The 23,516-nt window shown below is 73.3% G+C and carries 23 protein-coding genes; 14 read left to right on the top strand and 9 right to left on the bottom strand.

The genetic code is table 11. From position 1 onward, the window contains the following. Positions 1–80 precede the first annotated feature (80 nt). The 4 genes from ACMCNK_RS13855 (at position 81) to ACMCNK_RS13840 (ending at position 4,807) form a co-directional block, all read left to right on the top strand. On the top strand, positions 81–1,406 hold the full coding sequence (locus ACMCNK_RS13855) for a PQQ-binding-like beta-propeller repeat protein (RefSeq protein WP_412736823.1): 1,326 nt from the start codon (positions 81–83) through the stop codon (positions 1,404–1,406). A 2-nt stretch (positions 1,407–1,408) separates the two neighbouring features. Next, on the top strand, positions 1,409–2,752 hold the full coding sequence (locus ACMCNK_RS13850) for a PQQ-binding-like beta-propeller repeat protein (RefSeq protein ID WP_412736822.1): 1,344 nt from the start codon (positions 1,409–1,411) through the stop codon (positions 2,750–2,752). A 142-nt stretch (positions 2,753–2,894) separates the two neighbouring features. Next, complete coding sequence (locus tag ACMCNK_RS13845; RefSeq protein ID WP_412736821.1) at positions 2,895–3,587, top strand: response regulator transcription factor; 693 nt, start codon at positions 2,895–2,897, stop codon at positions 3,585–3,587. A gap of 29 nt (positions 3,588–3,616) precedes the next feature. Continuing rightward, positions 3,617–4,807: a sensor histidine kinase gene (locus ACMCNK_RS13840; RefSeq protein WP_412736820.1), complete on the top strand. Its 1,191-nt coding sequence runs from the start codon at positions 3,617–3,619 to the stop codon at positions 4,805–4,807. A gap of 6 nt (positions 4,808–4,813) precedes the next feature. Here ACMCNK_RS13840 and ACMCNK_RS13835 read toward each other — a convergent pair whose 3' ends face one another. The 6 genes from ACMCNK_RS13835 to ACMCNK_RS13810 form a co-directional block, all read right to left on the bottom strand. Then, the gene (locus ACMCNK_RS13835; RefSeq protein ID WP_412736819.1) at positions 4,814–6,082 is read right to left on the bottom strand and encodes a DUF2637 domain-containing protein; all 1,269 of its coding nucleotides are present in this window, start codon (positions 6,080–6,082) and stop codon (positions 4,814–4,816) included. Between the two features lie 157 nt (positions 6,083–6,239). Further along, the gene (locus ACMCNK_RS13830; RefSeq protein ID WP_412736818.1) at positions 6,240–7,250 is read right to left on the bottom strand and encodes a hypothetical protein; all 1,011 of its coding nucleotides are present in this window, start codon (positions 7,248–7,250) and stop codon (positions 6,240–6,242) included. 172 nt (positions 7,251–7,422) lie between these two features. Beyond that, positions 7,423–8,433: a hypothetical protein gene (locus ACMCNK_RS13825; RefSeq protein ID WP_412736817.1), complete on the bottom strand. Its 1,011-nt coding sequence runs from the start codon at positions 8,431–8,433 to the stop codon at positions 7,423–7,425. Between the two features lie 112 nt (positions 8,434–8,545). Next, a complete protein-coding gene (locus ACMCNK_RS13820; RefSeq protein WP_412740841.1) occupies positions 8,546–10,606 on the bottom strand; it encodes a 3-hydroxyacyl-CoA dehydrogenase NAD-binding domain-containing protein in 2,061 nt (686 codons plus the stop codon). Between the two features lie 5 nt (positions 10,607–10,611). After that, positions 10,612–11,805: a thiolase family protein gene (locus tag ACMCNK_RS13815; protein WP_412736816.1), complete on the bottom strand. Its 1,194-nt coding sequence runs from the start codon at positions 11,803–11,805 to the stop codon at positions 10,612–10,614. Between the two features lie 99 nt (positions 11,806–11,904). Next, a complete protein-coding gene (locus ACMCNK_RS13810) occupies positions 11,905–13,293 on the bottom strand; it encodes an HRDC domain-containing protein (RefSeq protein WP_412736815.1) in 1,389 nt (462 codons plus the stop codon). Between the two features lie 161 nt (positions 13,294–13,454). Between ACMCNK_RS13810 and ACMCNK_RS13805 the strand changes: the two genes are divergently transcribed. Further along, positions 13,455–14,555, top strand: coding sequence for a S1C family serine protease (locus tag ACMCNK_RS13805; protein ID WP_412736814.1), 1,101 nt, complete (start codon positions 13,455–13,457; stop codon positions 14,553–14,555). A 19-nt stretch (positions 14,556–14,574) separates the two neighbouring features. Here ACMCNK_RS13805 and ACMCNK_RS13800 read toward each other — a convergent pair whose 3' ends face one another. Further along, a complete protein-coding gene (locus ACMCNK_RS13800) occupies positions 14,575–15,147 on the bottom strand; it encodes a DUF3000 domain-containing protein (protein WP_412736813.1) in 573 nt (190 codons plus the stop codon). 128 nt (positions 15,148–15,275) lie between these two features. Here ACMCNK_RS13800 and hemE point away from each other — a divergent pair, with 128 nt between their 5' ends. From hemE to hemQ, 3 genes are all read left to right on the top strand, one after another. Further along, complete coding sequence (gene hemE / locus ACMCNK_RS13795) at positions 15,276–16,331, top strand: uroporphyrinogen decarboxylase (RefSeq protein ID WP_412736812.1); 1,056 nt, start codon at positions 15,276–15,278, stop codon at positions 16,329–16,331. 64 nt (positions 16,332–16,395) lie between these two features. Then, positions 16,396–17,787, top strand: a complete 1,392-nt coding sequence (hemG, locus tag ACMCNK_RS13790; RefSeq protein ID WP_412736811.1) for a protoporphyrinogen oxidase — start codon at positions 16,396–16,398, stop codon at positions 17,785–17,787. Continuing rightward, the gene (hemQ, locus tag ACMCNK_RS13785) at positions 17,784–18,485 is read left to right on the top strand and encodes a hydrogen peroxide-dependent heme synthase (protein ID WP_412736810.1); all 702 of its coding nucleotides are present in this window, start codon (positions 17,784–17,786) and stop codon (positions 18,483–18,485) included. The genes hemG and hemQ overlap by 4 nt, the downstream gene beginning before the upstream one ends. A gap of 18 nt (positions 18,486–18,503) precedes the next feature. Here the strand turns inward: hemQ and ACMCNK_RS13780 are convergent, their stop codons facing one another. After that, positions 18,504–18,950 (bottom strand): GNAT family N-acetyltransferase, encoded by a 447-nt coding sequence (locus tag ACMCNK_RS13780; protein ID WP_412736809.1) that lies wholly within the window; start codon positions 18,948–18,950, stop codon positions 18,504–18,506. An 88-nt stretch (positions 18,951–19,038) separates the two neighbouring features. On the opposite strand from ACMCNK_RS13780, the gene ACMCNK_RS13775 reads away from it, so the two are divergent. The 4 genes from ACMCNK_RS13775 to ACMCNK_RS13760 all read left to right on the top strand — a co-directional run bounded on the left by ACMCNK_RS13775 (position 19,039) and on the right by ACMCNK_RS13760 (position 21,795). Then, positions 19,039–19,314 carry an isoamylase early set domain-containing protein gene (locus ACMCNK_RS13775; RefSeq protein ID WP_412740840.1) on the top strand — a complete coding sequence of 92 codons (276 nt, stop codon included), beginning with the start codon at positions 19,039–19,041 and terminating at the stop codon, positions 19,312–19,314. A gap of 70 nt (positions 19,315–19,384) precedes the next feature. After that, positions 19,385–19,990, top strand: coding sequence for an NAD(P)H:quinone oxidoreductase (gene wrbA / locus ACMCNK_RS13770; protein ID WP_412736808.1), 606 nt, complete (start codon positions 19,385–19,387; stop codon positions 19,988–19,990). 74 nt (positions 19,991–20,064) lie between these two features. Then, positions 20,065–20,328, top strand: coding sequence for a hypothetical protein (locus tag ACMCNK_RS13765; protein WP_412736807.1), 264 nt, complete (start codon positions 20,065–20,067; stop codon positions 20,326–20,328). 360 nt (positions 20,329–20,688) lie between these two features. Then, entirely contained in the window at positions 20,689–21,795 is a 1,107-nt protein-coding gene (locus ACMCNK_RS13760) for a hypothetical protein (protein ID WP_412736806.1), read from the top strand. A gap of 84 nt (positions 21,796–21,879) precedes the next feature. Here the strand turns inward: ACMCNK_RS13760 and msrB are convergent, their stop codons facing one another. Further along, positions 21,880–22,296 (bottom strand): peptide-methionine (R)-S-oxide reductase MsrB, encoded by a 417-nt coding sequence (gene msrB, locus ACMCNK_RS13755; RefSeq protein WP_412736805.1) that lies wholly within the window; start codon positions 22,294–22,296, stop codon positions 21,880–21,882. A 77-nt stretch (positions 22,297–22,373) separates the two neighbouring features. On the opposite strand from msrB, the gene ACMCNK_RS13750 reads away from it, so the two are divergent. Further along, positions 22,374–22,880 (top strand): hypothetical protein, encoded by a 507-nt coding sequence (locus ACMCNK_RS13750; RefSeq protein WP_412736804.1) that lies wholly within the window; start codon positions 22,374–22,376, stop codon positions 22,878–22,880. 98 nt (positions 22,881–22,978) lie between these two features. Further along, positions 22,979–23,425 carry an LPXTG cell wall anchor domain-containing protein gene (locus ACMCNK_RS13745; RefSeq protein ID WP_412736803.1) on the top strand — a complete coding sequence of 149 codons (447 nt, stop codon included), beginning with the start codon at positions 22,979–22,981 and terminating at the stop codon, positions 23,423–23,425. Positions 23,426–23,516: the final 91 nt, after the last annotated feature.

The following is a 23,516-nucleotide window of genomic DNA, read 5'->3' as shown; positions in this document are numbered from 1 at the left end:
CCGAGCCCGCCCGACACCGGTATGTGCCAGGTCGGGCGGGAATAGGGGGCCACCCGTTATCTCGTCGTTATCTTTGGTCCATGGGGGTGGACTCCTACGGCGGACCGGTCGTCATCGACCTGGGTCTGGCGCGCGGTGAGCCGGAGACGTACGCGTCGCCCACCCGCTCGACCGTGCCGGTGTGGTTCGGGCCGCTCGTCGCGGCGCTGCTCGTGCTGTGGTGCGCCACCGCCTCCGCCGCACCGCCGGCGCCGACCCTGTCGCCGCTGCTGACCCTGTCCGTCGGGCCCGCCGACTCGTACGCGGTCACGGACTCCGGCCAGCTGCTGGCGCAGAGCCTCGGCACGCTCAGCCTGTACGACCTGTCCACGGGCCGGCTGCGGTGGAGCACCGAGCCCGCCGCACCGACGTACCGGCTGCGCATCGCCAGCGGCCTCGTGCTGCTGCGCCCGTGGAGCGCCGGGCTCACCGGCCTCGGCGACCCCGGCACCACCGCCGTCTCCCTCGCGACCGGCGACGCCCGCTGGCGCCGTACCGGCAACGTGGTCACGCTCGCCGGGTCCGGGTCCCTGCTCGCCGTGGCCGGGGTGCGCAGCCTCACCGGGCCCGGGCGGCGCGTCGAAGGGCCCATCGACGCGGTCGACGTCGTGACCGGGGCGACCCGTTGGCGCATCCGGGTGCCGTCCACGGCCGTGCTGCAGGGCATCCCGGCGGCCGCCGGGAACCCGCCGCGGCTGCTGCTCGTGCACGACGACCGCACCGCTGCCGTGCACGACCTGACCACCGGCGCCCGGCTCGCCACCGCCGACCTGCCCCCCGCCGACTACGGGCCGGACAACCCCACGGTGACCGGCGGGCTGGTGCTGCTGCGCCACCCCACGGCCGCGGGCGTCGAGCTGTCCGCGTACGACCCGGTGACGCTGACCCGGCGCTGGAGCCGCCCGGCCGGTGACGTGTACGAGATCCGCGACTGCGGCCCGCTCGCCTGCCTCATGGGACCCGACGGGGTCCGCGCCATCGACCCCGCGGACGGGACAGCGCGGTGGTACCAGCCCGACTGGCGGATCGTGGAGCAACGTGGCGACGCCATGCTCGCGTACTCGGCGCCCGACGGCACGATCGACACCGTGGGCCTGGTCGACCCGGCGACCGGGCGGGTGCTGGTCGACCTGCACGGCTGGCGCCCGCTCGCCGGTGCCGGTGGCCGGGACGACCTCCTCGTCACCCACGCCGAGCAGGCCGGAGCCCGTACCATGGTCGCGGTCGCCGCCCCCGGCGACGCACGACCGCGACTGCTTGCCGCGCTGCCCGCGGGCACCGGCGACTGCCAGTCGGCGCCCGACCGGCTGGTCTGCCGCTCGACGGCGGGCGAACTGGTCGTCTGGGCGTACCGGCAGAAGGGGTGAGCGTGGCGCTGATCGAGCTGAGCACCGATCCGGCCGCTCCGCCCGCTCCGGCCCGCCGCCCCGTCCTCGGTACGCACCGCCGCCTCGGCCTCGCCGTGGCCGCCGTCCTGGTGCTGGCGCTGGCCGGGGCGGTGCCCGCCGCCGCGGTCTTCTGGCGGCGCTCCGGGCTCGTTCCGCTCGCCGACGGCGCGGAGTTTCAGGTGGCGGGAGGCCGGCTGTACACGTTCGACGCGGTCGACGGGCGCCGGGTCACCTCCGCCTGGACCATGCGGCCGCTGCGCCGGCTGTGGCGCGCCGCCACCACGACCGACGACATGCCCGGCGGCATGCTGCAGGGCGGCAGCTCCGTGCAGGCGATCGGCGGCCACGTGCTGCTGCGTGCCGGGCAGGCCACGACGGTCCTGGACGCGCGTACGGGCGCGGTGCAGTGGGCCTCGCCGGTGCCCGTCCTGCCGCTCACCGACGACGTCGCCATGGTGCAGGCCGAGCAGTTCCGTCCCGGCACCGAGTACGACGAGTCCTCCGGCGCACCCGGCGCCCTGTACTTCTCCTCGGACGGACAACCGCACACCGAGCCGCCCGAGGTCACGGAACTGCGCGGCGTCGACCTGACAACCGGGCGGACCCGCTGGTCGGCGCGGTTCCCCGGCTCGATCTACCCGGCCCGGGCGCGGGGCCGGACCCCGGGCGTGGTGGTCATGGCCGCGGGGCGGCTCACGCTGCGTGCCGCCGACACCGGCGCGGTGCTGCGCGAGCAGCCGCTGCCGCCGATCGCTGGAACCCAGTCCTGGGGCGACGTCGTCGGCGACCTGCTGCTCGTGCGGCAGGCCGCGGCCGGGGACGGCACGGTGGTCACCGCGTACGCGCTGGACACGCTCGCGCCGCGGTGGCGGCGTACCGAGCCCTCCGACGCCGGAAACTCCGCCACCTGCACCGGACTGGCCTGCGAGAAGGTGCGATCCGACCTGGTGGTGCTCGACCCCGGCACGGGGCGGCCGCGCTGGCGTACCGGCGGCAACGTCGACCTGCAGACCGGCGCGGGGTACGCGGTGGAGGTCCAGAGTGGCCAGAGCCGCCCGCTGCGGGCGGTCGACCCGGCTTCCGGGGCGCCCCTGGTGGATCTGACCGGCTGGCAGACGTTCGCCGCAGGCCCCGCCGCGGCGGCGCTGGTGCTGTCCCGGCGCGACGACGGCCGCGGCACCAGCTTCGGGGTGCTGCTGCCCGGCCGGCGCGTGGTGCAGCGGCTCGGTACGTCGGGGATCGCGCTCACGGACTGCTCCGCGGACGCCCGGTTCGTCGCCTGCCGGGCACCCGGGGGCGTCGAGGTGTGGGCGTACTCGGCCTGACCCGACCGGTGGTGAGACGGCCCGGCCCGCGGGCAGTGGCCGGAGACCGGCGTGGCCTGCGGCAGTAGCCTTCCCCTTACGGCTGTTTTACGCGCCTGCCAGCAGGCTGGGCGCGGCCGTGGAGGAGTTCGGAGGACCGCGCGTGCGCGTGCTGGTGGTGGAAGACGAGCGGAGCCTCGCCGATGCGATCGTGCGGGGGCTGCGCCGCAGGGGCATGGCGGTGGACGTCGCCTACGACGGGCTGTCCGGCCACGAGATGGCGTACGTGACCCGCTACGACGTGGTCGTGCTCGACCGGGACCTGCCCGGCATGCACGGCGACGAGATCTGTGCCGCGCTGGTCGCCTCGGGCGCCCTGACCAGGGTGCTGATGCTGACCGCCAGCGGCACGGTCGCCGACCGGGTCGAGGGCCTGCAGCTCGGGGCGGACGACTACCTCTCCAAGCCGTTCGCGTTCGACGAGCTCGTGGCGCGCGTGCAGGCGCTCGGGCGCCGCGCCACCCCGGCCGCGCCGCCGGTGCTGACCGTCGGTGACCTGGTGCTGGACCCGGCCCGCCGGGTCGTCACCCGCGGCGGCGCCGCCCTGGACCTGACGAACAAGGAGTTCGGCGTCCTGGAGGAGCTGCTCAAGGCGCGCGGCGGGGTGGTGTCCAGCGAGCAACTGCTCGAACGCGTGTGGGACGCGAACACCGACCCGTTCACGACCACGGTCCGGGTGACCGTGATGACGCTGCGCAAGAAGGTCGGCGACCCGCCGCTGATCGAGACCGTGGTCGGCGCCGGATACCGGGTGCCCGATCCGGTCACCGTGGCCCCCGCCGGCGGCACGCCGTGACGGTCTATCTGGGCCGCAACCGAGACCGGATGCGGTTGCGCCCGACCCTGCGGCTGCGGCTCACCCTGCTCAACGGCATCCTGCTGGTCGGCGCGGGCGCGGTGCTGGTGCTGCTCGCCTGGCTGCTCGTGGGCGACGCACTACACCCCGCGGACGAACTGCGTCAGGGCACCCAGGTGGTGCTCTCCGACGGCCGGATCCTCGACGCCCACGCCTGGCAGAGCTGGCTGGTCGAGCGCGCATCCCGGGAGCTGCTGGTGAAGGGTCTGGTCGCCCTGTTCGCCATCGGCCTGATCGGGATCGCCGGCGCCTACGCAGTCGCCGGCCGGGCGCTGCGTCCGCTGCACAACGTCACCGCCACCGCCCGCCGGCTCGGCGAGGAGACCCTGGACCAGCGCATCGGGTACGCCGGAGCGGACGACGAGGTGGCCGAGCTGGCGCGGACGTTCGACGCGATGCTGGACCGGCTGGCCGGGGCGTTCGAGGCGCAGAAGCGGTTCGTGGCCAACGCCTCCCACGAGTTGCGGACCCCGCTGGCGGTCATGCGTACCGAGATCGACGTGACGCTGAGCGACGACGAGGCCGATGTCGCGGAGTACCGGCGTATGGCCAAGGTCGTCCGCAACGCCTCCGAGCGCGCCAACGGCCTGGTCGACTCGCTGCTCGTGCTGGCCCGCAGCGAGGCGCAGTCGGGGCGGCGGCTGGTCCGGAAAGTGCCCGCCGACCTGGCCACGAGCGTCTGCAACGCCCTGTCCGCCGTACGGGCGGAGGCGGAACGGCTGAAGCTGGACGTCACCACGGACCTCAAGCCCGCGCCCGTGGTCGGCGACCCGAGCCTGCTGGACCGCCTCGCGGGGAACCTCATCGAGAACGCGATCCGCTACAACCATCTGCTCGGCAAGCTGTGGCTGCGTACCGAGAGCGTGGACGGCCAGGCGCGGCTCGTGGTGGGGAACACCGGCTACGAGGTGGAGCCGCCGGACGTGCCGGGGCTGTTCGAGCCGTTCCGCCGGGGCGGCTGGGAGCGGACCGGCTCGCGCGGCTCGGGGCTGGGCCTGTCGATCGTCCGGGCGGTCTGCGACGCGCACGGCGGCACGGTCTCCGCGGTGGCGAACCCGGGCGGGGGGCTGGAGGTCACGGTCAGCCTGCCGGGCGCGGACTCCACACCGGTCGTGGCGGCCTCGGCGGCGGTGCCCCGGATGGGTGCCGCGTCCCCGTAGCCCCGGTCAGGCGGCGAGGCCGAGGCGGCGGGCGTCGTCCTTGGCGGTCTCCACGTCCTTGGCGGTCTCGCGCTGGATCTGGCGCCACCGCCCGACGCTGATGCCCAGTTCGGCGGCGAGTTCGGCGTCGGTGACCCCGGGACGCTCGGCGCGGATGCGGGCGGCGAGCGCGACGCTCTCCTGACGGCTGCGGCGCGGCCGGGTGCCCGGGCGGGTCGATGCGGCTCCGCCCTTGTTCGCCCGCGTGGCGGGCCCCGTGGCGGTGGTGCCGGCGGGGATGCGTGGGCGGCCGGCTCCGCGGGTCGCCGTGGGTGTGAAGCTGGCCTCGGCGGCTCGTGGCAGGGCCTCGGCCGCCTCGGCGAGCGCGTCCGCGGTGCTGCGCCGGGCCGGCTTGGCCGCGGTGGTGTCGGTGGCGGACGCCGATGTCCGGTCCGGGGTGTTTCCGTTCGGGTTTACCGATTCGTCGGCGGGCGTGGCGGGCTCGGCGTCGGGTGTGGACTCGGCCGTCGCGTGCGAGAACTCGACCGCCACTCCGGCCGTGGCTGCAGGCCGGGACGCCTGCTCAGCCTCGTCGGTGGCCACGTCGATGGCGGCGGAAGCGCCAGCGGCCGGTCCGCCAGGGGCCGGTGCGGCGGCGGTGGCCGGTGCCGCGGCGGCGGGTGCGGCCGCGGTGGCCGGTGTGGCGGCTCCCGACCGGGCGGGACCCGGGGTCGTACTGGCCGCAGGGTGCTCCGCGCCCGCCCGGCTCCCGGCGGAGTGGCCCGAGGCGGTATCGATGCCAGGGGTGGCGACGGGCACGTTCGGGGCGCCGGCGAGCCGGGCCATGCCGGTCACCTCTGCCGCCGCCCCGGTACGGGAGTGGGACCGTTCCTGGTCGGCCGTCAGCGCGGCGATGCGGCCACCCAGCTCGACCAGACAGATGCTGGCCACGACGATCAGGCCGTCGACGGACAGGGGCAGCAGGTACGGCGACGCGCCGGTCTCGCCGTACCGGGCGGCCACGCCCGCCATGTGCCAGTACGAGACCCAGGCGGCGATGCCCGCGATGGTGGCTGTCGCGACCAGCCGGGTGAAGGCCAGCGACCGCCGGTGCACCGGAACCCGCGAGATCAGCTCCACCGTCAGCAGCAGTGCGAGTGGTGGCCAGGCGGCAATGGCCTGGCTGATCGGGTTGTCCAGAGCGTGCAGGATGTTGGCGACCACGGAGGCCGCGACGCCCAGGAACAGGGTGGCTCGCACGGCCCAGCGGACACGGCGAAGCTGCGGGAGTGGCACCGGAAGCTCTCCTCTGCCAGTCAGACGGGTGGCTGGACCCTGGCCGGGCCCGGCGACCATCCTGACCGCTCGATGTTTCGACACGAAACCCGCTCCCACGACAGGGTCACGTTCGTGTCGGGAGCGATGCGGTGATGTGATGCCGCGTGGCGGCGTGTCAGTTTGACTTCTTCTCGATCTCCCCCCGCAGCGCGGGGAACTCGGCCTTCGCCTTGCTGACCGACTTGAAGTACCAGATGATCCAGCCGACGCTGCCGTCGTCCGCCCAGCCGCACATGGCCATGGAAATGCCGGACGCCTCGGCCTTGCCGCACTTGGCGGCACCGCCGAGCGGGCCCGCGTCGACGGTGGTGATCCCGGAGACCTTCAGCCCGCCGATGCCGGCGCCGAGGAACGTACCGTCCAGTTCCTTCTGCGGGTCCTCGACCGGGGCCTCGGCGGCCACGACCACGACGATGTCCCGCTTTTCGGGGGTGCCGTACAGCGCGCCGACCGTGCCGGTCGCGCCGGGCACGTCGGCCAGCCCCTGCTTCAGCTCCTTGGTCACCCCGGCGAACTGCGCGTCCGTCAGCTTCGGGCGGCCGCCGAGCCGCTTCGGCTCGGTGACCGAGACGGTGGCCTGCGGCGCCTTGGTCGGCTCGTCGGTGGGCTCCGCGCCGGTGTCGGTGGTGGGCTCGCCGGCGGGCACGCCCGTGCTCGACGTACGGCTGCTGGTCAGCTTGTCCGCATTGTTGCGGGCGGCGAGGAAGACCGCGGTGCCGCCACCGACGCAGAGGACGAGGATGACCGCGAGCGAGACGAGCACGATCGGCAGCGCCCGGGACTTCTTCGGCGGCTGCGGCGCCGGGTACCCCGGCTGGGCGAATTCCAGGCCGGCGAACCCGGGCTGACCCCCGAACGGGGGAGCTGATGACGGGAAGCCCGGCTGCGGCGGCACTGAGGTCGGCACGTCCGGGTTGGGCTGGCCCGGGTAGCCCTGACCCGGATACGGCTGCCCCGAGTACGGCTGGCCCGACATGGGCTGGCTCGGGAACGGCTGGCCCGACATCGGCTGCCCGGGGAACGGCTGAGCCGGGTAGGGCTGGCCGGGGTAGGGCTGCTGGGCCGGGTACGGCTGCTGCTCGGGGTACGGCTGGCCCGAGAAGGGCGGCGTGGGCGGCTGCGACATCAGGGCTCCATCGATCGGGCTACAAGTCGGGGAGCCTATCGGGCCACAGTCCCGAGCGCTGTCCCCTTTCCTGTCCCTTTCGTGGGAGCCGCATCACGCTGGTGTCGATGCGCACCACGACGGAGCCCACGGTGCGGGTGTCCGGTCCGGGCACCCGCACCGTCGCAGACGATCAGGACTTCTTCTGCTCGATCTCGCCGCGCATGGCGACGAATTCCTTCTCCAGGTCGGCCGACTTCTTGAACAGCATGGCGATCATGCCGACGCTGCCCGTGTCCGACCAGACGCAGACCGCCGTGGGTACGCCGGACGCGGAGGTGTCCCCGCACTTGGCGATGCCGCCGAGCGGGCCGGGCGCGGTGTCCTTGAGCCCCTTGACCGAGAAGCCGCCCTGGCTCATGCCCTTGGTGAACTCGTCGTACCGGCTCTGCGCCGAGCCCGTCAGCGTGGACGCCGCGGCGACCATGACGAGGTCCTGCTTGGTGGGGTCGCCGTACATGGCGCCGACCGAGCTGGTGGTGCCGCCGATCTTGCCCATTTCGCTGTGGAGCGCGGAAACGCTGCCGGCCAGCGTCGGGTCGGTGACCTTGTCCCGGCCGCCGAGGGTCTGCGGCTCGACGACGGTGATCTTCGACGCCTCGACGACGTTCGTGACCTTGTCCTTGGCGGCGAAGAACGCGGCGATGCCGCCGCCGACGCACAGCACCAGGATCACCGCGGCCGAGATCAGCACGATCTTGAGTGCGGAGGACTTCTTCTTCGGCGGGGGCCCACCGAACTGGACCACGCCGGGCTGCCCGGGCGGGGCGAAACCCGCCTGCCCGGGAGGCGGGAACCCGGCCTGACCGCCGGGCGCGTACGAACCCTGCCCGGGCTGCGCGTAACCGCCTTGGTCGGGCTGTCCGTAAACGCCCTGGCCGGGAGCCGGGTAGCCGCCGGGCTCGGGCTGCCCGTAGCCGCCCTGGCCGGGGGCCGGGTAGCCGCCGGGCTCCGGTTGCCCGTAGCTGCCCTGGCCGGGGGCCGGGTAGCCGCCTTGGTCGGGCTGTCCGTAGCTGCCCTGGCCGGGCGGCGGGTATCCGCCGGAGGTGGGCTGGGGGTATCCAGGCTGGCCCTGTACGCCCGGAGGCTGGTAGCCGCCGGTCGGGTCGGGAGCCGGCTGGCCGGGATAGGGCGGCTGCGTCATGTGAACTCCAGAGTCGATACGGGCGCCGACGGAGCCTATCGACCGGGGGCACAACGACTTGACGCCCCCGCGACTAAATCACGGGGGCGTCCGTCATCCGACAGCCGGTGGATCAGGCGGGCACGTTGGCCACGCCGTTGGGCAGGAACCGCTTGCCGGTCACTCGCTCCGAGGTGCCGCTGCGGTCCAGGTACGGCGTGACGCCGCCCAGGTGGAACGGCCACCCGGCGCCCAGGATCATGCACAGGTCGATGTCCTGCGCCTCGGCGACGACACCCTCGTCCAGCATGATGCGGATCTCCTGGGCGAGCGCGTCGAGCGCCTTCGTCCGTACCTCCTCGGCGGTGGACGGCGCGGAACCGACCTCGAGGAGCTTGACCACCTCGGGGTTGATCTCGTCGTCGACCATCAGCGGGATGCCCGCCTCGGCGATGCGCCGCAGGTTGGGGCTGTCCGCGAAGCGGTCCGGGAACGCACCGTGCAGCGTCTCGCCCACGTGGTGCGCCACCGCGGGGCCGACGAGCTGCAGCAGCGCGATCGGCCGCATGGGCAGGCCCAGCGGGTCCATCGCGGTGTTGACCACGTCCAGCGGGGTGCCCGCGTCGATCGCGGTGAACACCTCGCTGGTGAAGCGGGTGAGCAGCCGGTTGACCACGAACGCCGGGGCGTCCTTGACCAGCACGCAGCTCTTGCGCAGCTCCTTGCCGACCGCGAACGCGGTGGACAGCGTGGCGTCGTCCGTCCGCTCGCCCTTGATGATCTCCAGCAGCGGCAGCACCGCGACCGGGTTGAAGAAGTGGAAGCCGACGACCCGCTCGGGGTGCTCCAGCTCGGCCGCCATCGCGGACACCGACAGCGAGGAGGTGTTCGTGGCGAGCACCGCCTCCGGCGTCACGATCTTCTCGATCTCGGCCCAGATCTGCTTCTTGAGCTCGAGGTTCTCGAAGACCGCCTCGATCACGAAGTCGGCGTCGGCGAAGACGCTCTTGTCGACCGAGCCGCTGACCAGGCCACGCAGCTTCGCCGCGGTGCCCTCGTCCATCCGGCGCTTGCCGACCAGCTTGTCGATCTGGCCGTGCACGTACGCCACGCCCTTGTCGACCCGGGCCTGGTCGAGGTCGGTCAGCACGACCGGCACCTGCAGGCGGCGGGCGAACAGCAGCGCGAGCTGGGAGGCCATCAGGCCCGCGCCCACGACACCGACCTTGGTGACCTTGCGGGCCAGCTCCTTGTCCGGTACGCCGACCGGGCGCTTGGCCCGGCGCTGGACCAGGTCGAACGCGTACAGGCTGGCGCGGGCCTCGTCGCCCATGATCAGGTCGGCGAGGATCTCGGTCTCGGCCGCGGTGCCGTCGGCGAACGACGCCTCCTTGGCCAGGCCGAGCAGCTCCAGGGCCTTGTTGGCGGACGGGACCGCGCCGTGCAGCTTCTCGTCGAGCTGCTGCTTGGCGAAGAACAGCACGCCGTCCCACATGTCGCGGTCGACCTCGGGGCGGGTCACGGTGACCTCGCCCTTGACCACGCCGGCGGCCCAGGCGAGCGAGCTCTCCAGGAAGTCGGCCGGCTCGAACAGCGCGTCCGCGACGCCCATCTCGGCGGCCTGCTTGGGCTTGAGCACCTTCTGGGTGAGCGGGTTCTGCAGGATCACCTGCGCTGCCCCGGGCACGCCGATCAGGTTCGGGAGCAGCTGGCTGCCGCCCCAGCCGGGGACCAGGCCGATTGCGACCTCGGGCAGGCCGAGCGCCGCCGCGCCGCCGGAGACCGTCCGGTAGTGGCAGTGCAGCGCCACCTCCAGGCCGCCGCCGAGCGCCGCGCCGTTGATGAACGCGAACGTCGGGATCTGCGAGTCCTTCAGCCGGGCGAAGACCCGGTGACCCAGCTCGCCCAGGGCCTTGGCCTGATCGCGCTGCGTGATGAACGGCATCCCGGTGATGTCCGCACCCACGCAGAAGATGTACGGCTTGCCGGCCAGCGCGATGAACGCGGGCTGCGCCTCGGTGGCCTTGGTGATCGCCTCGTCCAGCGACGCGAGCCCGCCCGGGCCGAAGCTGTTCGGCTTCTTGTAGTCGAACCCGTTGTCGAGCGTGATCACGGCGGCGGGCTTGTCCAGCCCCGGCACCCGGACCAGGCGGACGATCGCCTTGGTGACGACCTCGTTGGGGTAGTCCGGCAGCGTGGTCACTTGTCGCCCTCCCAGTTCGGGTTCTCCCAGATCACGGTGCCGCCCATGCCGATGCCGATGCACATCGCGGTGAGGCCGTAGCGGACCTCCGGGTGCTCGGCGAAGTGCCGTGCCAACTGGGTCATCAGGCGCACGCCGGAGGAGGCGAGCGGGTGACCGATGGCGATGGCGCCGCCCCACGGGTTGACCCGGGGGTCGTCGTCGGCGATGCCGTAGTGGTCGAGGAACGCGAGCACCTGCACCGCGAACGCCTCGTTCAGCTCGAACAGGCCGATGTCCTCGATGGTCAGCCCGGCGATGCGCAGGGCCTTCTCGGTCGACGGGATCGGGCCGTACCCCATGATCTCGGGCTCGACGCCGACGAAGCCGTACGAGACGAGCCGCATGGCGACCGGCAGGCCCAGCTCGCGGGCCGTGTCCTCGCTGGCCAGCAGTGCGGCGGTGGCGCCGTCGTTCAGGCCCGCGGCGTTACCGGCGGTGACCCGGCCGTGCGGGCGGAACGGGGTCTTCAGCGTGGCCAGCTTCTCCAGCGAGGTCGCGCGGGGCGCCTCGTCGACCGTGGCCAGGCCCCAGCCCTCCTCGGAGCTGCGCAGCGCGATGGGCACCAGGTCCGGCTGGAGCTTGCCGTTGGCGTACGCCTTGGCCGTCTTCTCCTGCGAGGCCAGGCCGTACGCGTCGACCCGCTCCTTGGTGATGTTCGGCAGGCGGTCGTGCAGGTTCTCCGCGGTCTGGCCCATGACCAGGGCCGACGGGTCGACCAGCTTCTCGGCGAGGATCCGCGGGTTCGGGTCGACGCCCTCACCCATCGGGTGCCGGCCCATGTGCTCGACACCGCCCGCGATGGCGACGTCGTACGCCCCCATCGCGATGCCGCCCGCGACGTTGGTCACGGCGGTCATGGCGCCGGCGCACATCCGGTCGATGGCGTAGCCGGGGACGGTCTTGGGCAGGCCGGACAGCAGCGCGGCGGTCCGGCCGATGGTCAGGCCCTGGTCGCCGGTCTGGGTGGTGGCGGCGATGGCGACCTCGTCGACCCGCTCCGGCGGGAGCTGCGGGTTGCGCTTCATCAGCTCTCGGATGCAGCGGATGACCAGGTCGTCGGCGCGGGTCTCGGCGTACATGCCGCCCGCCTTGCCGAACGGGGTGCGGACGCCGTCGACGAAGACGACCTCGCGTACTTCACGGGGCACAGCAAGCCTCCTTGCGGGCGTGAACCCTGGGGGTGTCGTCGGTGATGCTACTCGCCGGTAACTACACCTGCCTACCGTCCCGCCCCAAGGAGTCGATGATCATGCCGCGGCGGAGTCCGGCAGGACCGCCGCGATGCCGTCCACGATCAGGGCGATCTGCCACGGGCGGGCACCGAAGCCGCGCAACGTCTCCGCGACCGCGGCCGGGGTGATGTCAGTCGGCGGCGCCCAGGCGAGGCGGCGGATGAAGTCCGGGCTGATCAGGTTCTCCGGCGGCAGGGTGTGCGCCTCCGCGGTCCCGATCACCACCTGCCGGCAGCGGGCCAGCCGGGCCGCGGCGATCGGGTCGCGCTCGGCCCAGCGGTGCGGCGGCGGCGGACCCTCCACCGGCTGGTTCACCGGCAGCGCGTCGTCGGGCAGCGCCCGGGCCTCGTCCAGGGCGTCCAGCCATACGCGCGCCAGTCGCCGCACCGAACGGCCGCCGAAGCCCGCCAGGGTCATCAGCGTGCGCTCGTCCTTCGGGTCCAGTTCGGCGGCCGCGATGATCGCGGAGTCGGGCAGCACCCGGCCCGGGGCGGAGTCCTTGCGGGCGGCGACCGCGTCCCGCGCGTACCACAGGGCCCGGACCCGGGACTGGGCGCGAGCACCGCGGACCCGGTGGATGCCGGACGTACGCCGCCACGGGTCCGGGCGTACCCGCGGCGGGCGGTCCGCGCCCGCGACCAGCGCCGCGAACTCCTCCGCGGCCCACGCCGCCTTGCCCTGACTCTCCAGCTCCGCGGCGAGCAGGTCGCGCAGGTCGGTGAGCAGTTCCACATCGAGGGCCGCGTACGTCAGCCAGGACTCCGGCAGCGGCCGGGTCGACCAGTCCGCCGCGGAGTGGTGCTTCTCCAGCGAGTAGCCCAGCAGCGACTCGGTCAGCGCCGCCAGGCCCACCCGCTCGAACCCGGCCAGCCGGGCGGCCAGCTCCGTGTCGAACAGCCGGCGCGGCCTCATGCCGATCTCGGCGAGGCACGCGAGGTCCTGGCTTGCGGCGTGCAGCACCCACTCGGTGTCGGACAGGGCCGCGTCGAGCGTGGTCAGGTCCGCCAGCGGCAGCGGGTCCAGCAGCACCGTGCCCGCACCGGCCCGCCGCAGCTGGACGAGGTAGGCCTTCTGGGTGTACCGGTAGCCCGAGGCCCGCTCGGCGTCGACCGCCACCGGCCCCGTGCCCGCGCGCATGCGTGCGACCACCTCGGCCAGCTCGTCGGCGGACGCCACCGGGAGCGGGGTGCCCTCCCGCGGCGCGATCAGCGGCACCGCGGCGGGGGCGGCCCGGACCGTGCCGGTGCCGTCCTCGACGGGGTCGGTTGCGTCATTCGCAGGGGCGGGTGCCGTGGGGGCGGGCGTCGTCGCTGCGGGACCGCCGTTCGAAGGCTCGGGCGGCACGTCGTGCGGTCCGTCAACTGCTTGGTCCGGCGCGTCCCGACGGAAAGTTTCGTCGGTCACTCCGTAACCGTACGGGTGTGCCCCCCTCGGCATGCGCAGCCGGGTCCCGGCGCGCCGATGCTCGATCGACAATCCGGCCGGAATCCGTTGCTCGTGCGCCCGTCCGCAACCGCCGTTGCGTACGTACTACCGGCCGGACCGTCGACGCCCGGGAGGCCGCCATGACCAGCTACGACCAGTACGGCGTGCCGGGCCGGCAGCAGCGTGGCCCGGTGGATCCCCTGCTCAGCCTGCCCGACCACCCGTCGGGGGAATGGGCGATGCCGCGGTCCGCGCCGTCCGGCGACGAGTGGCCGCCGCCGTCGTTCCACGACTCGTGGCCCGACCGCACCGAGGCGGACGTGCTGATGAGCCTGCCGGACGCCCGGCACGGCGAGGACGCCACGCGCGCCGCACCGCGCATCGGCCATCCGCGGCCGGCCCGCACCGCGTCCGACGAGCCGTTGTTCCCGCCGTCCGGACCGTCGGCGCACCGGAGTGCCACCGAGCCGTCGGCCCAGCCTGCCGGGAAGACCGGCCGCGGCCGGCTGCTCGCGCTGATGCTGGTGCTCGTGCTGGTCGGGGTGTCGGGCTGGCAGGCGTGGCGCCTGGACCGGCTCGACAAGCGGCTCGGCGGCAGCAACGACCAGCTCGCCACGGCCCTGCAGCACCAGACCGAACGCGCCGACCGGCTGGAGAAGCAGATGGCGGGCGTGTTCGACCCCGAGGGCATCTCCGCGAACGTGCTGCCCAGCGTGTTCCGGGTCCGGGCCGGGAACTTCACCGGGACGGCGTTCTCGATCGGTGACAAGGCGGGCACCGGCAAGGCGAACCTGCTGACGAACTTCCACGTGGTGGAGGCCACGTTCAACGGCGGCGGCCGGAAGGTCTTCCTCGAACGCGGGCGTACCGAGGTGGCCGCCACGATCGTCAAGGTCGACAAGGGCAAGGACCTCGCGCTGTTGCGCGCCGACCGCAAGATCACCGGGCTGGCCGCGGCGACCGACCAGGTCCGGCCGGGCCAGCAGATCCTCGTCGCGGGCGCGCCGCTAGGGCTTGAGGACACCGTGACGACCGGGGTGGTCAGCGCGTTCCGGCCGGACGACCCGGACGGGCCGGTGATCCAGTTCGACGCCCCGATCAACCCGGGCAACTCCGGCGGGCCGGTGGTGGACTCCGCCGACCGGGTGGTCGGGCTGGCCACCGCGAAGGCGCGCAACGCCGAGGGCATCGGCCTGGCCATCCCGGTCAAGACGGCCTGCGACACGTTCGACGTCTGCTAGCCGCGACCGGAAAGCCCCGTCAGCCGGCGTTGGCGCGATGCCGCTGCGTCAGGGCGGTCACGCCGGGCGGCGGCAGACCCGCGGTGGACGACAGCATCGCGCACCAGCCGTGCAGGTGCGCGCCCAGATCGCCCGAGGTCGGCGTCCACGAGGCGCGGATCTCCAGGTCGGCCGTGGGCAGGGGCCCGGCCAGCTCGCCGAACCGGGTGGACGCGGTCTGCGTGATCGTCCCGCCGATCGCCGTGTACGCGGCCCCGTGCTGCTCCAACCCGTCCGTCAGCCACGTCCACGCCACCGCGGGCAGCAGCGGATCACCGGCCAGGTCCGCCTCCAGCTCCGCGGTGATCAACGTGACCAGGCGCAGGTTGCCGCGCCACGCGTCGTGCCCGTCCGGGTCGTGCAGCAGGATCAGCCGGCCGCTCGCCACCTCGTCGCCGTCGCGCAGCACGGTCGCGCTGAGCGCGAACCCGTACGGCGCCAGGCGCTGCGGCGGGGTGATCTCTTCGAGCAGGATCTCCGCGCGGGGGGCGGCGGCGCGCAAACCGTCGACGGCGCGGGTGAACGCCTCGGGTGCGGTGGGGGTGGGCGCCATGGGGTGGAGCCTATGCCGATCACCGCCGCGCGGCGCCGTTCGGCGCGCCGCGCAGAACGTTCACTCATTCGTCATCGCCGTGGTGTGACCGCACACGCGGTCCGTCGCCGGACGGCCCGCATGGCACCATGGCGCGGGTGACCACTACACCCCTGACGGGCCCGGCCGGGTCCGCCTTCGTGCGCGCCTGTCGCGGCCTTTCCGTGCCGCACACCCCCGTCTGGTTCATGCGGCAGGCCGGCCGCTCGCTGCCGGAGTACCGCAAGATCCGCGAGGGGATCGGGATGCTGGAGTCCTGCCGCCGCCCGGACCTGGTCACGGAGATCACGCTGCAGCCGGTCCGCCGCCACGGCGTCGACGCGGCGATCCTGTTCAGCGACATCGTCGTCCCGTTGGCCGCGGCCGGGATCGACCTGGACATCGTGGCGGGCACCGGGCCGGTGATCGCCGAGCCGATCCGGTCCCGGGCGGACGTGGACCGGTTGCGGCCCATCACCGTGGGCGAGGTGGGTTTCGTCGACGAGGCGGTGCGGATGCTGGTGGCCGAGTTGGGCGACACCCCGTTGATCGGCTTCGCCGGGGCGCCGTTCACGCTGGCCAGCTACCTCGTCGAGGGCGGGCCGTCGCGCACGTACGCTCGGACCAAGGCCATGATGTACGGCGCGCCGCAGCTCTGGCACGACCTGTGCACCCGCCTGGCGGAGATCACCCTCGCGTTCCTGCGGGTCCAGATCGCCGCCGGGGTCAGCGCGGTCCAGTTGTTCGACTCGTGGGCGGGCGCGCTGTCCGAGGCCGACTACCGCCGCTACGTCCTGCCGCATTCCGCGGCGGTGCTCGGCGGCCTCGCCGAGGCCGGGGTGCCCCGGATCCACTTCGGCGTGGGCACGGCGCTGCTGCTGCCCGCGATGGGGGAGGCCGGGGCGGACGTGGTCGGCGTCGACTGGCGTACCCCACTGGACTCCGCCGCCGCCCGCGTCGGCGGCCGTGCGGTGCAGGGCAACCTGGACCCGGCCGCGTTGTTCGCGCCGTGGCCGGTGGTCGAGGAGCAGGCCCGCCGGGTGCTGGCGGAGGGCCGGGCCGCGCCCGGCCACGTCTTCAACCTGGGCCACGGCGTGCTGCCCGAGACCGACCCGGACGTGCTCACCCGCCTGGTCGATCTCGTGCACACCGCGTCGGCCCGCTGACGGGCCGCTCACATCAGCCGACCCCGCGGGGCGCGGGGCCGCGCGACCTGACAGTGTTGACGCCGTGCGGAAGCGGGTTGCGGTCATCGGTGGCGGCATCGCGGGGCTTGCCGCGGCCGTGCGGCTGCGCGATCGGGCGCCGCAGGACACCCAGATCATCGTGTACGAGGGGTCCGGCGCGCTCGGCGGCAAGCTGCGTACCGGTGAGCTGGCCGGCGGGATGGTGGAGCGCGGCGCCGAGTCGTTCCTGACCGGGGCGCCCGACGGCACCGAGTCCGCCGCGGTGCGGCTGGCCCGTCGTGTCGGCCTGGGCGCCGAACTGGTCCACCCCGGCGGCATACCGGCCGCGCTGGCGCTGCACGGGCGCTTGGAGCCGGTGCCCGCGGGCACGCTGATGGGCGTACCCGGAGATCTGGGCCTGCTGGGTGCGGCGGCCCGACCGGCCGTCGGCGCCGACCCGGACGAGGGCCGCCCGCTGCTCGGACCCGGCGCGGACGTCGCGGTCGGCGCGCTGGTGCGCGCCCGCTACGGCGACGAGGTCGCCGATCACCTGGTCGACCCGATGCTCGGCGGGGTGTACGCGGGCCGCGCCGACGAACTGTCGCTCGCGACCACCATGCCGGCCCTGGCCGACGCCGCCCGCAAGCAGCACACGCTGTCCGGGGCGGTCCGCGCCGCGCAGGCCGCCGCGGTGCGGGTGCCGGGACGGCCGATCTTCAGCACGGTCGCGGGGGGCCTGAGCCGTCTGGTCGCCGCGGCGGCGGACGCGAGCGGTGCCGAGTTCCGCCTGGGCCTGCCGGTGCGCGAGCTGTCCCGGGCCGGGCGCGGCTGGCGGCTGGTGTCGGGCCCGGTGCCCGCGCCGCAGGTCGACGAGGTGGACGCGGTCGTGCTGGCGGTCCCGGCGCGGCCCGCCGCCCGGCTGCTGGCGACGTCGGTCCCGGCCGCGGCGGACCCGGTCGGGGTGCTGGACTACGCGAGCGTGGCCCTGGTCGCGCTGGCGCTCCCGCCGGACACCGTGCTGCCGGAGCTGTCCGGGTTCCTGGTCCCGCCCACCGAGGGCACGCTGGTGAAGGCCGCGACGTTCGTCACCCGCAAGTGGGGCCACCTGCGCCGCGACGGCGGTCCGGTGATCGTGCGGGCCTCCCTGGGCCGCGCGGGCGAACAGGACCGGCTGCAGCGCGACGACGCGGACCTGATCGCGGTCGCGCACACCGAGCTGGGCCGCCTGCTCGGCACCGCGCTGCCGCCGCCGGTCGCTACGTGGCTGCAGCGCTGGGGTGGCGGGCTGCCGCAGTACGCTCCCGGGCATCTCGACCGCGTCGCGGCCGCGCGGGCCGCGCTGCCGCCGGGCCTGGCGCTCGCCGGCGCCGCGTTCGACGGCGTGGGCATACCGGCCTGTGTGGCCGGCGGCGAGACCGCCGCCGAGGACGTCTGGAAATCGCTGGAGGACCGATGACCGAGCAGACGAACGCCGCGCGGGTGCGCGAGCTGAACGACACGATCCGCTACACGATGTGGTCGGTGTTCCGGGCCGCGAGCCCGCTGCCTGCCCTGCGCGCCGACCTGTCCTCCGAGGTGGAGGGGTTGTTCGAGCAGCTGGCGGACAAGGACGTGACCGTGCGCGGCACGTACGACGTGGCGGGGCTGCGCGCCGACGCGGACATCATGGTGTGGTGGCACTCCGGCTCGTCCGACGCGCTGCAGGAGGCGTACGGCCTGCTGCGCCGTACCGCGCTGGGCCGCCACCTGCAGCCGGTGTGGTCGCAGATGGCGTTGCACCGTCCGGCCGAGTTCAACAAGAGTCACCTGCCCGCGTTCCTGGCGGGGGAGCAGGCCCGCGCGTACGTCAGCGTCTACCCGTTCGTCCGCTCGTACGAGTGGTATCTGCTGCCGGACGAGGAGCGCCGCGCGATGCTGGCCGAGCACGGCCGGATGGCACGCGGGTACCCGGACGTGCGGGCGAACACGGTGGCCTCGTTCGCGCTCGGCGACTACGAGTGGATGCTGGCGTTCGAGGCGGACGAGCTGCACCGCATCGTGGATCTCATGCGCGACCTGCGGGCCGCCGGTGCCCGCCGGCACGTGCGCGAGGAGGTGCCGTTCTACACCGGACGGCGGCGCAGCGTGGCCGAGATCGTCGCGGCCCTGCCGTAGGGGAGCACGCGTCGCGCGTCACCGCTCCCGGCGCATCGGAATGTGCGGTATGCCGTCCTCAAGGTATTCCGGGCCGATCTGCTGGAAGCCGAACTTGGCGTAGAAACCGACCAGGTGGGCCTGGGCTTCCAGGACGACCGTACGGTCGCCGATGGCCGTGAGTGCCTGCGTCATGAGCTCGCCGGCGACGCCGGTGCCGCGGGCCGCGGGCGCGACCACCACCCGCCCGATCCGCGCCGCCTCGCCGTCGTCGAGTATCCGCAGGTAGGCGCGGATGTCGTCGCCGTCCGCAAGCCACACGTGGCGGGCCTGCGGCTCGGTGTCGCGGCCGTCCAGGTCGCCGTACGCGCACTTCTGTTCCACCACGAACACGTCCGCGCGCAGCCGCAGGATCGCGTACAGGGTGGCGGCGTCGAGGTCGCGGAAGGCGGCGGCGTGCCACTGAGTCCGGGGCTCGGGGTGCATTCCGCGATCCTAGGCGGCGCGTCGTCACACCATTGGCGCCGTGCACGTTGTACGCATGGGTGAGCGCGGAACGGCGTGGGAGGATCTCATGATCAAGCGGAGCAAGCTGTTCGGGAACAAGACCCGGGTCACGTTCTGCCTGCCGGCGGATGTTCCCGCGGGCACGGTCAGCGTGGTCGGCACGTTCAACGACTGGCGGCCGGGCATGCACGAGCTCAAGATCCGTAGGGACGGCACTCGCACCATCAGCCTGCAGCTCGACCCCGGCCATTACCGGTTCCGGTATCTGGCGACCGACGGCGTGTGGCTGGACGACGACCACGCGGACTGGGTCGGGCCGCACGGCAGCGAACTCAAACTCTGACGTTTGCGCAGGTCCCGCCGGGGAATCCAGCGTTGATTTGTTGACGAGGCAATCAACAACGGAGGCTCCGATGGCGAACGTCAAGCTGGCGGTCATCTACTACTCGGCCACGGGCACGATCCACGGCATGGCGGAACGGCTTGCCCAGGCGGGGGAGAAGGCGGGCGCCGAGGTCCGGCTGCGCCAGGTGGCGGAACTGGCCCCGCCGGAGGCGATCGCCTCCAACCCGGCGTGGAGCCGGCACTTCGACGAGACGAAGGACGAGCCGCGGGCGACCGCGGACGACATCGTCTGGGCCGACGCGGTGCTGCTCGGCAGCCCCACGCGCTACGGCAACGTGGCGAGCCAGCTCAAGCAGTACCTGGACACGCTGGGTCCGCAGTGGGCGCAGGGTCTGCTGGCCAACAAGGCGTACGCGGGGTTCGCCGCGTCGATGACGGCGCACGGCGGCCAGGAGTCGACGCTGCTCGCGCTGTACCACACGATCTACCACTTCGGCGGCATCGTGGTGGCCCCGGGCTACACGGACCCGCTCAAGTTCGCCGACGGCAACCCGTACGGCGTCTCGCACGTGACCGGTGGCGCGAACGACGCCCCGCTGACGGAGACGGACTATGCCGCGCTGGACCACATGGCCCAGCGGATCGTCACGATCGCGGGCAAGCTGAAGGACTGATCGAGATGGGACGTGAGGGGACGGTTTCGGTCAGATCAACCCGAAACGTCCTCGCCTTTCGCTAGCCTGACCGTATGAGCGACTACCAGGGTGCGGAGTTGCACAAGCTGGTCGAGCGATACGAGACGGCGTACGCGGAGCTGCGCGCTGCGCAGGAGGCGGTGCGAGGCATCCTGGCCGACGTGCTCCTGGCGGAGCGCTGGAGGCAGCTCGGTGAGGGCTTCGGCGCGGGCGGGATGCAGAATCCGCTGCTCGGGCAGCCGCCGCCGGTGCTGGGTCCGCCGCCGGTGCTGGGGCAACCGCCGGAGCGCGAGATGAGCGAATCCTGGTCGGGCTGACACCGGCCGGGGTGTGATCGCCCGGCACGAACCGGCGCCGGAAGCGGCGTTGTGAGCAATGCCACCGCCCCCGCCGCCGGTTGCCGTGCCGCCGCCGGTCGGTCGTGCCGTGGCCTGACCGGGCGACCGCCCGTGACTGCAGAAGTCCTCCGGTGCCCGAGTTGCGGGCGTGACCGCCAGCCATCCACCGGTCGGATGCCGGGACCCCGACGGGTCGGTTAGTCCGAAATGCCGGATCGAGGACGGTATTCGCGGCCACGGTGGCCGACAGTGGCTGCGGAGCGGACGCGTCCGGCGCCCGGCGTGGATAGTTTCGCCGTCTGCTCGACAAACCCCCTGCTCAGACCCCCCGGAGTGTAGATGTTCCGTCCGTCCCGGTCCGCTCTCGCGGCGACCGCCCTGTCGATGGCCGCCGGCGCGTTCGCCATGCCGGTGGCCGCGTACGCCGCCGACACCACGACCAGCCTCAGCGCCACCCAGATGGTGGCTGAGCTGAAGACCGTCGCGACCACCTCGACCACGGCCGGCGCGAGCGGCTGGAACGTGAACCTGGCCGCGACCGTGACCCTGGGTGACGCGATCACCGTCTCCGGCGCGTACGTCTACGACCCGCTGCACAAGGCGATCTCCAGCCGTATCCGCGTGGCGAACAGGCTCTTCGAGAGCTACGCCGTGGGCGGCCGGGGCCTCTACCAGAACCTGGCCGACCCGGACATGCGGGCGGCGGTGCGGATGATGGGCCGTCCCGAGGTCAAGTACGCGTTCGCCACGGAGCCCTCGCTGAACGTCGACACGCTGGTGAACGCGGATGGCCCGGCGCCGTCGGTGGTGCTCACCGAGGACGTCTCCTACGCGGGCACGAAGACCGTGCACGACGACGGCACCACGGACTACGCGTACCACACCGCGGACGACGAGGCGTACACGATCCACGTCGGCACCGACGGGAGTCTCGCGACCATCGCCGTCGCCGACAGCTTCATGACCGAGACGCTCACCTACTCGTACGGCCCGCAGGTGGTGACCGTGCCGGCGGCGAGCACGACGATCAGCATGACCGTGCTGGAGCGGGGCATCCGCTACCTGCACATGTCGCAGGTCGTGAAGGGCGTCGGCCAGGAGGGCGCGTCGCGGGTGCTGCGCAAGGCCGACGGTCACATCGTGAAGGTGGCGTCGCTGCGCAAGATCGTTCGCGCGGAGGTGAAGGCGGACAACAAGATCATGGGCATGAAGATGATCAAGGTGAAGAACGTCAGCCACGGCGTCCGGCTGTCCGCCACGAACCCGTGGACCCACAAGTCCATCTCGTACACGGTCAAGGCCTCGGGCCGCAAGGTCGTCGTGGGTGGCCGCGCCACGACGGCGGCGCTCGGATCCGGCTTCCCGGCGGCAGTGCCGGATCAGGCTCCGCTGACCGTGCCGTCCTCGTGGCTGGACGCCCGGCTCCTGGCCGCGTCCGTCAAGTAGCTCGGCCGCTCCGGTCCCCCGATGCGGGGGACCGGGCACTCCCTCAGGGCGACGTCGGTGACCACAGTGGTCACCGGCGTCGCCCTAGCCGTTCTCGTCCTTCGGGTCGAGACGGATCGACAGGCTGTTGACACAATGCCGGGTGTTCTTCGGGGTGAAACCCTCCCCCCGGAACACGTGACCGAGATGTGAGTCGCACCGGGCGCACCGGATCTCGGTACGGACCATGCCGTGGCTGCGGTCGTCGATCTCCTTGATCGCGCCCGGGATGGCGTCGTCGAACGACGGCCAGCCGCAGTGGGACTCGAACTTGGTGTCGCTCGGGTAGAGCTCGGCCCCGCACGCCCGGCAGCGGTACATGCCCGCCGTCTTGGTGTCGACGTACTCGCCGGAGAACGCCGGTTCGGTGCCGGCCTCACGCAACACCCGGAACTCGGCCGGGCTCAGGCGGACCCGCCACTCGTCCTCGGTGGTGGGCAGGGTGGTCTCGTCGGTTGCCATGCCCCCCACCGTACGTCGATGCGCGCGTGACGCACCGGCGGTGCGGCTTCGCTGGTCAGCGCGTCGTTGGATGGGCCATGGACGCTGCGTTCGCCGGTGCGCCGGCCCGATTCCGTCCCACCTGGCAGCAGGCGCTGGGCCACGGCCTGTACGTCGGCGGGCTGATCTCCGTCGTCGGTGTCGGGGGCGCGCTGATCGCCGCCGTCGTCGCCGTGCACTGGGCGGTCGTCCCGGCGCCGCCGGACTGGGTGTGGCTGCTGCTCGCGGCGGGCCCGCCGATGTTCGCCGGCCCGATCGGGCTGCTGCTGGGACGCCGGCAGTCGGTGGTGGTGGACGCCGCCGGGATCCGGACGGTCGCGCCGTTCACACATGCGGTGGAACCGTGGAACACGGTCGTGGACCTGCGCGCGGAGCGTCGCGGCGGCCGCACGGTCGTCTCGGTCTACCTCGACACGGGCGCGAGTGTGCAGCTCCGCGCGCCGTACAGCGGGGGGATGTTCGCTGCGGACCCCCAGTTCGAACTGAAGGTGGGCGCGTTGTCCCACCTGTGGCGGAGTCACCGGTTCGGTGGGGTCCCGTGCTGACGACTTTCCGGGGCGAATTACACAAAATTCGCCACGTCTGGCTAAACTCCCCCCGGAGCCAAGAAATGGACCATCCAGCCACAGAACGGATACTCCTCATGAGTGTGACCCGCCGGTTGGCCGCCGGAATTCCCGCGGCCGGCGTGACCGTCCTCGCCGCCTTCGCCTTCGCAGCGCCCGCCACCGCAGCCCCGGACGTCGCGGTCCGGGCGCCCGCCACCTCGGCGGCGCCGTGCGTCGACGATCCGCGCACGGACTGCTCCTACGGGTACGGCGCGAGCGCCAGCCCGAGCGCGAGCGGCGGCGGTCGCGGCAACGGCGGCTACGGCAGCCCGAGCCCCACCAGCGCGTCGCCCTCGCCGTCCGAGACCACCCCGCCCGGCGGGGTCAGCCCCACCCACGCGCCGTCTCCCGGCGCCGGGGTGAGCGCCGGACACCTCCCGGTGACCGGCGCGCCCATGGGTGTGACCGCGGGAATCGGCGGCATGCTCCTCGTCGGAGGCGGGGCCGCGCTCTGGCTCACCCGCCGTCGACGCAGCGCCTGACGAGCCGCTTCACGGCGACGGCCGCCCCGCCACTGCGGGGCGGCCGTCGCCGTTTCGGTCCCGGGCCGAGGGATCGTGGGGCATAAGGTCG

The organism is Krasilnikovia sp. MM14-A1259, assembly GCF_047159535.1.
In the GTDB taxonomy this organism is placed as follows: Bacteria; Actinomycetota; Actinomycetes; order Mycobacteriales; family Micromonosporaceae; genus Actinoplanes.
Note: the sequence above shows the minus strand (reverse complement) of the source record. Positions and strands in the feature narration are given on the sequence as shown.

Excerpts from the sequence above, each read along its gene's own strand:
- ACMCNK_RS13855 (WP_412736823.1), top strand. The coding sequence starts at position 81 with ATGGGGGTGGACTCCTACGGCGGACCGGTCGTCATCGACCTGGGTCTG.
- ACMCNK_RS13840 (WP_412736820.1), top strand. The coding sequence starts at position 3,617 with ATGCGGTTGCGCCCGACCCTGCGGCTGCGGCTCACCCTGCTCAACGGC.
- ACMCNK_RS13830 (WP_412736818.1), bottom strand. The coding sequence starts at position 7,250 with ATGTCGCAGCCGCCCACGCCGCCCTTCTCGGGCCAGCCGTACCCCGAG.
- ACMCNK_RS13825 (WP_412736817.1), bottom strand. The coding sequence starts at position 8,433 with ATGACGCAGCCGCCCTATCCCGGCCAGCCGGCTCCCGACCCGACCGGC.
- ACMCNK_RS13805 (WP_412736814.1), top strand. The coding sequence starts at position 13,455 with ATGACCAGCTACGACCAGTACGGCGTGCCGGGCCGGCAGCAGCGTGGC.
- ACMCNK_RS13800 (WP_412736813.1), bottom strand. The coding sequence starts at position 15,147 with ATGGCGCCCACCCCCACCGCACCCGAGGCGTTCACCCGCGCCGTCGAC.
- hemE (WP_412736812.1), top strand. The coding sequence starts at position 15,276 with ATGGCGCGGGTGACCACTACACCCCTGACGGGCCCGGCCGGGTCCGCC.
- hemQ (WP_412736810.1), top strand. The coding sequence starts at position 17,784 with ATGACCGAGCAGACGAACGCCGCGCGGGTGCGCGAGCTGAACGACACG.
- ACMCNK_RS13780 (WP_412736809.1), bottom strand. The coding sequence starts at position 18,950 with ATGCACCCCGAGCCCCGGACTCAGTGGCACGCCGCCGCCTTCCGCGAC.
- ACMCNK_RS13775 (WP_412740840.1), top strand. The coding sequence starts at position 19,039 with ATGATCAAGCGGAGCAAGCTGTTCGGGAACAAGACCCGGGTCACGTTC.
- wrbA (WP_412736808.1), top strand. The coding sequence starts at position 19,385 with ATGGCGAACGTCAAGCTGGCGGTCATCTACTACTCGGCCACGGGCACG.
- ACMCNK_RS13765 (WP_412736807.1), top strand. The coding sequence starts at position 20,065 with ATGAGCGACTACCAGGGTGCGGAGTTGCACAAGCTGGTCGAGCGATAC.
- ACMCNK_RS13760 (WP_412736806.1), top strand. The coding sequence starts at position 20,689 with ATGTTCCGTCCGTCCCGGTCCGCTCTCGCGGCGACCGCCCTGTCGATG.
- msrB (WP_412736805.1), bottom strand. The coding sequence starts at position 22,296 with ATGGCAACCGACGAGACCACCCTGCCCACCACCGAGGACGAGTGGCGG.
- ACMCNK_RS13750 (WP_412736804.1), top strand. The coding sequence starts at position 22,374 with ATGGACGCTGCGTTCGCCGGTGCGCCGGCCCGATTCCGTCCCACCTGG.
- ACMCNK_RS13745 (WP_412736803.1), top strand. The coding sequence starts at position 22,979 with ATGAGTGTGACCCGCCGGTTGGCCGCCGGAATTCCCGCGGCCGGCGTG.